Origin of the sequence: Bacillus sp. (in: firmicutes), from assembly GCA_017656295.1 — a bacterium.
In the GTDB taxonomy this organism is placed as follows: Bacteria; Bacillota; Bacilli; order Bacillales; family JACDOC01; genus JACDOC01.
Genome location: JACDOC010000009.1, coordinates 62532 through 73839, shown reverse-complemented (window position 1 = coordinate 73839; position 11308 = coordinate 62532). Strand labels below are relative to the sequence as shown.

Here is an 11308-nt window from a genome sequence, read left to right as displayed (position 1 = left end):
ATGGTTGTGGAAAAAGATAGATTTCCTGTGGCGAAATTAAATGAGAAAACGGTAAACGAATTAAAAAATGTAGAAGAAAAATTTAGACAAGAAACGGGAGAGGAAATTGTTTTAATCGCCTACCAAAAAAGAAGATCCTAATATTTTTGTAACATCCCCTAGCAATGAACCTCTAGGGGATGTTTGACCATTTTTAGTCACCAAATCCAATGGAAGAATGAACCGGATTTTCAAGCCACTCTTGTCTCCACGTCCGTCTATTGTTTGTTTGCAGATCTTTAATAATAGAGTGCAAATCAACCTGCTTATCGTAATGCCATTGTAAGGCTACCATCGTATATAATTCGTTTAATTGAGCAATCGAGAGCCCCTCTGTTTGCTTGATTAAATAATTAAACTCGGCTTCAGAAATAAACTCTGTAATTTTCTTTTTGCGTAAATAAAGGCTACGCGTTTCTTGATTCGGCAGTTTGATTTCGTAGGCTCGGTCAAATCGCCCTGCTCGATTGATTAAAGCCGGGTCAATTTTTTCAGGATAATTCGTTGTACCGATTAAGAAAATTCCTTCTTTCGTCGAAGCACCATCCAACGTATTTAAGAAAACCGAACGGGATTCTTCTGGCATGGAGTCAATGTCTTCAATCACGAGAATGACAGGCGCTAATTTTGATACAGTCGAAAACACTTCTTTAATAGTATAACTGTATGTGAATTCCGTAATTTGCCAATACACAACCGGTGCAGGGGTACTACCTGCAATTGATTTTACAAGGGTAGTTTTTCCGTTTCCTGGTGCCCCGTATAAAAGAATCCCCCGTTTATAAGGTAAATTATACTTTTTGAAAAATTCTCCTTCATTAAGGAAAAATTCATCAATAGAACGGAAAATTTCTTTTTTAATAGGTTCCTCTAGTAAAACATCCTCCCGTTTGATTTGATACGTAAATTCTTCTTTACTACGTTGAATACCATCATCCGTAGCAACGATAACATTAATATACCCTTTCATACTTTCTCGTTGCTTTTCATACAAATAGTCAAGAAAAGAAATAATGGCTTTCCCCTCTTTTGCAAAAAGGAACGTCTCTTCATAATCTTCATGGCTTTGGTAAATAGGGAGTTTCGCGACGGCAACTCCAAACCTAGGAAAATAGTAAAGTGCATTATTTAGCAATGGTTCTTCAATAAACTTTTTATCGCCATGGAGCGTACTGTACTTTATTCTACCTTTTTCCAAACTATCAAAAATATAACCGATCAACGTGGCTTCATTTGCATCATTCAATATCGTTTCCTGAATCATTTCTAATAATTCATCCATATTTTCACTATAAGAAAATAAGGAAAACTGTTCCCCTGTATGTGTAAAAAGGGCTTCTTTTAGTTTGTTCATCACAATGGCCACATCGTAATAATGTGGCATTTCTTCTCTAGTAATCTGATCAATTTGAATTAGCGTTGGAATGTGTTTCAATGTTGTTCCCTTCCTTTTGTATGAAGCTTTTACCTATACAGTTGAGAAAATGTCAGTATTTAGATATTACCTCATTAGTAGGGGAAATTAAATACGATATACAGAAAAATACAAGGGAAATTTTATCTATAGCGGTACTTTTTCATTAATAAGATGTAGTTATTGTTTGTTATAACGATTCACTTATTTTTCTTGTCCAACTGATTCTGTAAAATTATAGCAAGAAGGTTTAAGGGGGAGAGAACCATTCAGATTTTTGATGCTCATTTCCACATTATTGATTCGAGGTTTCCGTTAATAGTGAATCAAGGTTTTATGCCTGATGATTTTACCTGTGAAGACTATTTAGATCGAGTGAAAGATTTTAATGTAATTGGTGGGGCTATCGTATCCGGTTCGTTTCAAGGATTTGATCAATCTTATTTAATCAATGCACTTCAAACACTCGGGGAACATTTTGTCGGTGTCACCCAACTGCCTGACGATACATCGGATGAAGAAATAATGAGACTTCATCAACTCGGTGTAAGAGCGATCCGTTTTAATGTCAAACGTGGCGTATTAAAAGATCTTTCCCGTTTAGACTACATGGCCAGAAGAGTGTATGAACTGGTCGGCTGGCATTCCGAGTTATACATTGATTCTGCATCATTAGTACATTTCACAAAGATAGTTGAAAACCTTCCGGCTGTTTCCATTGATCATCTTGGGTTAACGAAAGAAGGATTTTACACTTTGTTAGCTCTAGTTGAAAAAGGGGTCAGAGTAAAAGCCACGGGTTTTGGTCGAGTGGAGTTGAACGTAGAAGAAGCCCATCGTAAAATATTCTCTGTTAATCCTGATGCCCTTATGTTTGGGACAGATTTACCTTCAACAAGGGCGAAAAGACCATTTCAAACATCAGATATGGAACTTATATATGATGTTCTTGGGGACGAAGGGGCTAAGAAGGTTTTCTATAAAAATGCAATAAATTGGTATAAGATTTAAGAGGTGGACTTTTTGTTTCGAGGAATGGTTAAACATCTCCATTGATCAGATTTTAGCAGTTTGGCGATATAAACGATTTGCCCAATATGGTAGGAATAATGATACATTTGCCTTTCAATGGCTTCAATTACCGTATGAGGTTCTTTTCGAATGTAAATGACATGAAGGAGATGTTCTTCTGTAAGCGAATCAATTGCCTTAAAGAATACATCCCAACCTTTATTCCAAACTTCGTATAGCTCTTTTCGACTCGAAATCGTATGTTCAAATTCGCCATCCCGATCTCTATATGGCTTTTCACCATCTGAATGTAAAAAGTCCGTCCACCGAGATATCATATTCCCGCTCATATGCTTAACAATAACTGTAATGCTGTTGGAGTTTTCATTTGGATACCAAAACAAATCTTGATCATCAAGTTGTTCGAATGTCTTTTCTGCCGTATCTTTCATACTTATAAACCGTGACTTTATTACTTTTAAATATTCTGTCGATACCGCTTTCTCATTACTTGACATCGCATCTTCCCCTTTTTATATAAATTTTAATCCATATCATCTTATTCCATCCATTTTTTATTAAATCAACAAAATTTTTCTTTTCATTTGATTATACTTTAATGTACTAATTACCCTATTTTTCCCCCCATATTCTTTGAACATCTATCAGCTTCTTTTGCTCAAAAGTTAATTTATAGATGTCTGGCATATCAAGTTTTTTCCAAAAATGAAAATCATATTGGTGATCGAAATGATTCATGATTAAAACCATGATATTGCCATGAGTACCTATGACAATGTTTTTCCCTTCATACTTTTCCAATATCCGAAAGGTCGTTTTTACCCCTCTTTCTTGAGCGAGGATATTAGATTCTCCTCCTTCCCAAGAAAAATGTACATCCTCCCATACTTTCGTAATAGCTTGGTTAAAGTCTTCAACAGGTTTCTCAGCCAATGTTCGTTCTTTAAAACCATCCTCTATTACAACCTCTTTACCTAAAAATTTAGCTATTCCCTCCACTGTCTGAATGGCTCTTTTATACGGACTTGAAATGACAATATCAATTTCTTCTTTTTTTAGTAATTCAGTAACTTCCGCGTCAACCAACCCTCGTTCGGATAAGGGTCTTCCAACTTCATCAGGTGTATATGTAGAATGGGCATGCCGAACAAAATACATGTTAGTTCGCAAATGTATACACTCCCACAAATATTTTCCAATTCAATATTTTATCAGCTTTTCAAACAATTTTAATATTTTTTTCTGAATTATCTTAATCTATTTTAGAAATTTAGAACTATTGTTAAACAGTTGGATGTGCCAAATTCTGATAAGGAGAGATAAAAAATGGCTACATTAAAGCAATCGGAAATTTTGGTTTTCCTATCGTACTCTTGCTGTTCCCGCTGGAGTCTCCGCCGTGTGAATAACTTGCTAAAAATCAACAATGACATATAACATAGCCTTATGTTAAAATTATACAAAAAGTTCTCTTTATCCTAATTTTCGAAGAAAAAGGTGAAAGTGGAAATGAAGAAAATAATTCTTCCTGTATTATTATTGGTCAATCTTGTCTTTATAGTAGGTTACCTAATAGATACTGGATTTCCCTTTGGTACTTTACAGCTAGTATGGCCAATTTGTTTCGTTGCTGGTATCATTCTATCAATTACGTTTATGTATCGTTATAAAAGTGAATCCAATGCAAACGTATTTTTATCGCTTGCAGTCCTATTAAGTAGTTTTAGTTCTTTAGGTGTCTGGGGTTTTTATTTTTATTTAGCTCATATAATGGGGGGATAAGCACACAAAAAGAGTAGAAGGCGAAGTACCTTCTTCTCTTTTTCAAAAAACTTTTAGCCAAATACTAACTAGCTTTCCTTCAGATCACTATAATCCAACAGTCATAAATAAAACCAACATGCCGGCTTAGCTCAATTGTTAGAGTACGACCAAATAATCTTCGGAGTGATGCTTCAGCTTACCGCTCTAGCTGCAACTTAAATGAACTTACTAAGAGAAGCTTTCCTATGTTCCAAACTACGATAATTGTTTTTTTACAACCGAAAAGGGCGAACTCTCCAATACGGGGAGTTCGCCCTCCTTTTTTCATTATTCACCAGTTTCTGCAAAACGTTTAATTCGCTCACCAATTTCATCGCGGACACGTTGGAAGACAGCCCATTTTTCTTCTTCTGTTCCTTCTGCTTTTGCTGGGTCATCGAAGCCCCAATGTACTCTTTTTACATGAGGAGGTGTCACTGGGCAGTTGTCTGCTGCATGTCCACAAAGAGTAACAACTAAATCAGCATGATTTAGAATTTCAGGGTCAATTACATCGGATGTTTGATTTGAAATATCGATTCCCACTTCTTGCATCGCTTTTACTGCGTTCGGATTTAAGCCATGCGCTTCAATACCTGCACTATATACATTCCACTCGTCACCTAAATATTTTTTCGCCCATCCTTCGGCCATTTGACTGCGGCAAGAGTTACCTGTGCATAAGAAATAGATTGTTTTTTTTGCCATAATGAAATCTCCTCTCTTAATCGTGTAAAGTTTTATATAGGATTGCCGCAATGACGGCTCCTAATGTCGTTGCGACAAGATAAACCCATAAATGTTCCAATGTACCGGATACCACTGCTGGACCGAGCGATCTAGCCGGATTCATCGAAGCACCCGAAATCGGGCCACCAAACATCGCCTCTAACCCGACCGTTGCCCCAATCGCAATTCCAGCAAAGGACTTCACCGCTTTCCCATGCACCGCCGATCCAAAAATAACAAGCATTAAGAAAAAGGTAAGAATGAATTCTAACAAAAACGATTGAGACCATGTCTCTCTTGGTAAGGTGGCCCCAAGAGACGCCACGTTTCCAAACAAACAGCACAAAGTGGCACTGGCGGCGATAGCAGCAAGAAATTGACTAATGATATAATAAATCCCGTCCTTTATGCTGATATCTCCATTGATGTAAAATCCTATGGTCACCGCAGGATTAAAATGAGCTCCCGAAATATGCCCAAACGTATAAATTAACGCCATCACCACAAGCCCAAACGTAATCGCAATTCCCACATGTGTTAAGCTGTTCGTTAATTCATTAATAACAACAGCCCCCGTCCCTGCAAAAACGAGGAAGTACGTGCCTAAAAACTCACTGATTAACTTCTTTTTCATTTTTGGCTCCCCCTGATGTTTGGCTACTCACAGCAAGAAATACGTAACCCCTTCTCTTCCAACTCTTTTAACTTATCGTCTTGTTCTGGAAGATGCTGTAGAATGTGTTGAATCAATGGATACATATCATGATCTTTAATTAGTGAGTAAAAAACCCACTGTCCTCTTCTCGTTTCTTTCACAATACCAGCATCTTTTAATTTGCGAATATGTTGACTAATAGCTGGCTGACTAATTTCAAAAATCTCCACAAACTCACAGACACAAAAATCATTTTTTTCTAACAGTTTCACCATTGTTAGGCGGGTTTTATCACCTAATAATTTTAGGATCGTCGCGACTTTTTCGATTTTTAATGTGGAATGTTGCATACGAGCACCTCCAGTATATCCATATATTAATATATAATGATTTACTTATATAAGGCAATAAGTTTTTTACTTATACAAAAATACGTTGTTAAAAAATAATAGGGGGTTGAACCAGAGGAACTTTTAACACTAGAACTAAAAGCAGGTAAGGCCCCACCTGAAAAGTGTTGAGGACTTTTTATTTGGGCTCTACCTTAAAATAACTGTAGATAACTTTGACTGTTATTTCATTCATCGATGTTCCAATAGCAATTGGCATGAATGTCTGTTAAACGATCTGTTGATATTTATACATTTCGCTACAGGCTGACGCTTTCTGTGGGCAAGGTGCAAGCCGTTTCCCTCGCTACGCTCAAGTATGGGTCTTGCGGCTTCTTGTTCCCGCTGGAGTCGCCGCCTTTCGCTTCATGTGAATACCTTGCTAATAATCAACAATGAAAGATAACATAGCTTTTATTAGCTCTGTTTTGAATGAAAATTTCATTTTTAAAATAATATGGATGGCTCTGTAAATGACCCAAACAATCCCAAATATTATTAAAGGAAATTTATAATCTATCATCATTTTTAAGACTCCTTCAAATCCAATTTTGCGAGCACGTTTATTTTACCATAAAAACCCAATATAGAAATTACTTTCTATGTATCTTTAAAACAAGAGGCGTTAGAAATCCTCTTGTCGTAATATGAGCCAACGCTAACTCCTTATGTGCCAATTCCGATATTCTAGACCAATAAAAAACCGCTGACCCTTTCAGCGGCTTTCTTCTTTCCTGACTTATAAATATTTTCGCTGTACGCTGCGACCGTCGTACGTAAAGAGAATGTTTCGGTTTTCGACGACCGTTTCGAGGTGGACGTTACGTCCCCAGAGCTGGTAAATGTACGGTAACACTTTTTCTAAATATTTGAGATCGAGTTCGATGCCTTCGTACCAATGTTTTAAGTACAGCTCGCCGTTGCGCATGTAGTCGCCGTCGTTGACGGTAATGTACGGGAATCCTCCGTTGACGCGCATGTTGACGAGTTGGTCGCGTACGTTTTCCCATTCCTTGTCGATGATTCGGTAGTCTTTCCCTTGTTTTTGAAACAAGTACATATCTTCCCTCATAACGAGTTCTTTCGTTAAGTAGTTCCGTAAGAACGAGATATCCGATTCGATTTCACGTACTTCAAAAATTTTCTCCCGACCCGAATTAGGCTGCACGCCGCGTTTTTTCATCTCTTCGGTTGGGTTGTTATAGCGCTCTTCAATGTCTTCGAAGATTTTTAATCCGAGGTAGTATGGATTGATGCTGGTCCGTGACGGCTGCACGACTCCGGCATTTAACTTCGCAAACTCAATCGCTTCATCGCTTGTTAAATCCATTTCACGCAAGATGCGCTGGTGCCAATACGAAGCCCAGCCTTCGTTCATGATCTTCGTTTCGAGTTGTGGCCAGAAATACAACATTTCTTCACGAATCATTGTCATAATGTCCCGCTGCCAGTCGCTTAATTCACGACTAAATTGTTCAATAAACAAGACAACATCTTTTTCTGGTTGTGGCGGAATCTTCTTTTTCTTCTTTCTCGATTCAGGTTTTTGTTTTTTCTCTTTTTCATCCAGGGTCCATAAATCATCATATGGGGTAGATTGGTGCGTTGGTTCGTCTTCATACTCTTCATCCGTGAGATCCCAAGCAAGTTTTGGACGCATTAACGATGGATCGATATGCTCCTCAATCGCTAACACCGCATCGATAAACTTTTCGACTTCTTTTTTACCGTATTGGATTTCATACTTGCGAATGCGTTCTGCGGTAGCCGCCATACTTTCGACCATGTCTCGCTTGGTATTTTGGAAGCGAACGTTGTTTTTAAAGAAATCACAGTGGGCTAAAACGTGGGCGACAATGAGCTTATTTTGAATAAGCGAATTTGAATCTAATAAGAAGGCATAGCACGGATCGGAGTTAATCACGAGTTCGTAAATTTTACTTAACCCTAAGTCGTAATGAAGTTTCATCTTATAAAATTGCTTTCCAAAACTCCAGTGGGAAAAACGCGTTGGCATTCCGTAAGCCCCGAACGTGTAGATAATATCAGCTGGACAAATTTCGTAGCGCATCGGATAAAAATCTAGACCAAAGCCTTTTGCGATTTCCGTAATTTCCGTAATCGCTCGTTCCAGGGCTTTTCGATCTTCTTCTCTCATGACCTCTCCCCCTTTTTTGTCTTACCACAATGTATGACAAAAAAGAGGAATTGATGAAATGAGAATAGTAAGTGAGTTACATTATGGTTTTATTTTTTGGTCCAATCCACGTCCGTCCTAACATTTCTCAAAAAACATTGGATAGGTGTCCAATCAATGTTAATCGAAGATTGCTTCCTTATTAGGATTTCTTAGGAATTCAAAAAGCATTTTAATTTGAGACTCTGTATTTCTACCCAAAGAAAGTGGTGGCAATTGATTTTCACTATAAAAACTGATCCCTTTTGTTTCCAATCCGCTTCTTGCCTGTCCACCGATTATCTCACATTGAATAAACAATTTATAATAGTGATAAGGTTGAGGGGGGTGAGGATGTTTATTCATGTCAAATAAAGCAAGTAATTTTTTAGGAGCTACATCGTATCCAGACTCTTCTTTTATTTCTTTAATTATATTTTCAGCTGGCGATAATCCTATGTCGCAAAAACCTCCTGGTAAAGACCATCGATTATCAATATTTTCTTTGACCATTAAGATTTTGTTATCCTTAAATACAACTCCGCGAACATCTATTTTAGGTGTTGGATAACCTGATTCATTAGTGAATAAATCCTTAATTTTTTGCATTTCTAATCCCGTGTACTCTTGCATCATTTCTTCACTTATCTTTCGTAATTCTTGAAATCGTTCGATGTCGAACACGTCTTTTGAAAAAGCTAAGCCTGCTTGAGATAATGCTTGAATCCTTTTTGCCCATTCCAACCATTTATAACTCATAAGAAACACCTTTATTTAAAAAATGAAAAAGCTCAGATACACGTTTAAAATTAGGTTCAATTGCACTTGTTTGTTTTCCTGCATCACAATCGAAAACGAAAGCTTTTATTAAAATCACTTCCTTTATTTTTCTATTTTTTATCATTCTACCAAATGTATGAAGAAAGGGGACAACTGATTTCTTTTGTATCCTTATTACCAAATGCTATTCGTGTCAAAAGCTTTTTCCAAATGACCTAAAACATCATCTAATCAAATAATCACGAATCCAAAATTCAAATAGCTCTTTATTCGATTTTCCATTCTATTCTTTTAGGTTTCGATTGGCGACGCTTGGTTACAAAAGTAGGCATAATCACTTAGATATTAGTTATCTTGTCTATTTGGTTTATAGAAAGTTCAATAATAACGTGCAACATATTGTGCCATCAGAAAAGCATTATTCTGTTCTACATTTACCATGCAAAAAAGCCTGGCAACATGCCAAGCTCTTATCTAGGTCGAGATTGAAGCTCCTCTATGATTTTTTCACCACGAATCGGAAATTACAGAAAAACTGTATGTATGTAATGATTAGTTCTTTGTCATTTGGATCAATTTTACACATGTCGAGAGTCTTTCACGTACCTGTCTATTTTAAAGGTACGTTCTAATAAAGAACAATGTTTTTTAAAACTTAAACATAAAAATAAGTTGCCATAATTGGGTGGTAAACGACTGAATTCTGTAGTTATATTCTTTTCCCCTACGACTCCCGTTTAAAAACCAAAGCACTTTTTCCCCCTACATACGCCATTGGTAAATAAACCGCTAGACCGACGACCCAAAACCAGATCGGATGCGGTAACAATATAAGATTCAACAATCCCATGGCCATCAAGATTCCGCCCGTGACGAGTGGTAAGCGGCGTTGATGACGTTTAGCAATGAGTTGAGTGACCAACCCACCTACAAACGATCCAACTGCCCAGGCGACAGCCACTAGTACTAGTGCTCCAACAGGTGCTTGTTGAATGAATTCGCGAAGTGCGTCTGGATCGTTGATGTTTATGTCCGCTGGTGGTGGATATAAAATATGGCTAATCGTTTCGAGAAAAAAAATGGCTACTCCGCCAGCTACTAAACCAGCTACAACGGCTAAAAAGGTTCTCATGATGGTAGCTCCTCTCCATCCATAGAAATTTTTTCTATCCTTATTTTAATATCGAACATATGTTCCTGTCAATTAATATTCAATTATTTCTATTTTTGTTCATTGTTCTGTTCTTTATTCGGTAGGAATAATTTTCTCGCTTCCGCCACTAACATCATCCCAACGAGTCGATTGCGTTCGTATTCTTCCGGAAAGATGGTTAACGGTGGATTTGTTTCCCCGACATACGGACTTAATTCAATGGTCATCGCCGGCCTGTGGTACGTTTGAATAAACCAATCGGTCATCCCTGCCCCCATCGCATGTGGTTCGGGGGTAGATAGTGGGTACCGAGTCAGACGAAAGACCTTAATAGCTAATTGATGATCCCTTTGTGTAAATCTTCCATTATTGTAGAACCAAAAAATTTCACGACCGGATGTATGGTAGCTGATGGCAATCAACGGTTTCCAACGCTGAATCGATCGGACGAGTGCTTTTACTTCCCGCGCTTCAAACGGTCGCTGCCCTTTATAAAATTGATAATACGGAGAGTGAACACCTGTATCTAATTCCTTCCATCCTGCATCATACTGCCGGTTTAAGTCAATACCAATTCCATTTGCTTTCCATCGTTGAAAGTTGTTCGAATAGTCGTTCATCATCCAGACAGCGTTTCTCCATCGCTTTGGTACGGTATGAAGGCCTTTTTGTTGAATCAACACACCATCGGGATTGATCATCGGCACAAACCAAATGGATACTTCATTTAGTAGGCTCGATGGATAGGGTCCTATGGCTGTTGACTGTTGATACGCTTGAGCATATTCTTCTAACATTTTCATCATCACCATTGTGGATAGCCATTCGCGTCCGTGATGCGCACCGACGATTAAAATGACATCCTTCCCTTTTCCTAAACGAAAAGCCCAAAGGTCTCGTCCAAACGTACTTTTTCCAATGGATTGCACAACAACAGATTCATTAAATTGTTTTTGAAATCGGTGAACATCATTTGCTAACTGTGAATATGAATATGGTACATCTGTTTGTATATTCGCATGTACAAGGGGAGTAAAAAAGAAAAAAAAGCCAATCCAAAACAAAATATGTTTCATTCTTCCATCCCCTATTCATTTATTGGTAATGCCGTTATGACGGGATGACCAACTTTTTCAGT

The 11308-nt window shown here is 37.7% G+C and carries 12 protein-coding genes; 2 read left to right on the top strand and 10 right to left on the bottom strand.

The genetic code is table 11. From position 1 onward, the window contains the following. Positions 1-193: 193 nt before the first annotated feature. The gene (locus tag H0Z31_09640; protein MBO8177699.1) at positions 194-1423 is read right to left on the bottom strand and encodes an AAA family ATPase; all 1230 of its coding nucleotides are present in this window, start codon (positions 1421-1423) and stop codon (positions 194-196) included. Between the two features lie 297 nt (positions 1424-1720). Between H0Z31_09640 and H0Z31_09635 the strand changes: the two genes are divergently transcribed. Then, positions 1721-2464, top strand: a complete 744-nt coding sequence (locus H0Z31_09635) for an amidohydrolase family protein (GenBank protein ID MBO8177698.1) — start codon at positions 1721-1723, stop codon at positions 2462-2464. On the opposite strand, the gene H0Z31_09630 is transcribed toward H0Z31_09635, so the two are convergent. After that, a complete protein-coding gene (locus H0Z31_09630; GenBank protein MBO8177697.1) occupies positions 2461-2982 on the bottom strand; it encodes a DUF1572 family protein in 522 nt (173 codons plus the stop codon). The two genes, H0Z31_09635 and H0Z31_09630, sit on opposite strands and share 4 nt — an antisense overlap. Before the next feature lie 115 nt (positions 2983-3097). Beyond that, positions 3098-3655 carry a histidine phosphatase family protein gene (locus H0Z31_09625; GenBank protein MBO8177696.1) on the bottom strand — a complete coding sequence of 186 codons (558 nt, stop codon included), beginning with the start codon at positions 3653-3655 and terminating at the stop codon, positions 3098-3100. A 339-nt stretch (positions 3656-3994) separates the two neighbouring features. Here H0Z31_09625 and H0Z31_09620 point away from each other — a divergent pair, with 339 nt between their 5' ends. After that, positions 3995-4267 (top strand): hypothetical protein, encoded by a 273-nt coding sequence (locus H0Z31_09620; protein MBO8177695.1) that lies wholly within the window; start codon positions 3995-3997, stop codon positions 4265-4267. A 309-nt stretch (positions 4268-4576) separates the two neighbouring features. On the opposite strand, the gene arsC is transcribed toward H0Z31_09620, so the two are convergent. The 7 genes from arsC to H0Z31_09585 form a co-directional block, all read right to left on the bottom strand. Beyond that, the gene (gene arsC, locus H0Z31_09615) at positions 4577-4996 is read right to left on the bottom strand and encodes an arsenate reductase (thioredoxin) (protein ID MBO8177694.1); all 420 of its coding nucleotides are present in this window, start codon (positions 4994-4996) and stop codon (positions 4577-4579) included. A gap of 16 nt (positions 4997-5012) precedes the next feature. Next, positions 5013-5651, bottom strand: a complete 639-nt coding sequence (locus tag H0Z31_09610) for an MIP family channel protein (protein MBO8177693.1) — start codon at positions 5649-5651, stop codon at positions 5013-5015. A gap of 23 nt (positions 5652-5674) precedes the next feature. Continuing rightward, on the bottom strand, positions 5675-6022 hold the full coding sequence (locus H0Z31_09605; GenBank protein MBO8177692.1) for a winged helix-turn-helix transcriptional regulator: 348 nt from the start codon (positions 6020-6022) through the stop codon (positions 5675-5677). A gap of 778 nt (positions 6023-6800) precedes the next feature. Next, positions 6801-8219: a SpoVR family protein gene (locus tag H0Z31_09600; GenBank protein MBO8177691.1), complete on the bottom strand. Its 1419-nt coding sequence runs from the start codon at positions 8217-8219 to the stop codon at positions 6801-6803. Between the two features lie 159 nt (positions 8220-8378). Beyond that, positions 8379-8996, bottom strand: coding sequence for an NUDIX hydrolase (locus H0Z31_09595; GenBank protein ID MBO8177690.1), 618 nt, complete (start codon positions 8994-8996; stop codon positions 8379-8381). Between the two features lie 745 nt (positions 8997-9741). Continuing rightward, positions 9742-10149 carry a hypothetical protein gene (locus tag H0Z31_09590; protein ID MBO8177689.1) on the bottom strand — a complete coding sequence of 136 codons (408 nt, stop codon included), beginning with the start codon at positions 10147-10149 and terminating at the stop codon, positions 9742-9744. Positions 10150-10238: 89 nt separating this feature from the next. Next, a complete protein-coding gene (locus H0Z31_09585) occupies positions 10239-11246 on the bottom strand; it encodes a carboxypeptidase (GenBank protein MBO8177688.1) in 1008 nt (335 codons plus the stop codon). Between the last annotated feature and the right edge of the window lie 62 nt (positions 11247-11308).

Bases quoted from the DNA above. Each gene is read 5' to 3' on its own strand.
- H0Z31_09610 (MBO8177693.1), bottom strand. From the start codon at position 5,651: ATGAAAAAGAAGTTAATCAGTGAGTTTTTAGGCACGTACTTCCTCGTT.
- arsC (MBO8177694.1), bottom strand. From the start codon at position 4,996: ATGGCAAAAAAAACAATCTATTTCTTATGCACAGGTAACTCTTGCCGC.
- H0Z31_09600 (MBO8177691.1), bottom strand. From the start codon at position 8,219: ATGAGAGAAGAAGATCGAAAAGCCCTGGAACGAGCGATTACGGAAATT.
- H0Z31_09595 (MBO8177690.1), bottom strand. From the start codon at position 8,996: ATGAGTTATAAATGGTTGGAATGGGCAAAAAGGATTCAAGCATTATCT.
- H0Z31_09620 (MBO8177695.1), top strand. From the start codon at position 3,995: ATGAAGAAAATAATTCTTCCTGTATTATTATTGGTCAATCTTGTCTTT.
- H0Z31_09640 (MBO8177699.1), bottom strand. From the start codon at position 1,423: ATGCCACATTATTACGATGTGGCCATTGTGATGAACAAACTAAAAGAA.
- H0Z31_09585 (MBO8177688.1), bottom strand. From the start codon at position 11,246: ATGAAACATATTTTGTTTTGGATTGGCTTTTTTTTCTTTTTTACTCCC.
- H0Z31_09590 (MBO8177689.1), bottom strand. From the start codon at position 10,149: ATGAGAACCTTTTTAGCCGTTGTAGCTGGTTTAGTAGCTGGCGGAGTA.
- H0Z31_09630 (MBO8177697.1), bottom strand. From the start codon at position 2,982: ATGTCAAGTAATGAGAAAGCGGTATCGACAGAATATTTAAAAGTAATA.
- H0Z31_09605 (MBO8177692.1), bottom strand. From the start codon at position 6,022: ATGCAACATTCCACATTAAAAATCGAAAAAGTCGCGACGATCCTAAAA.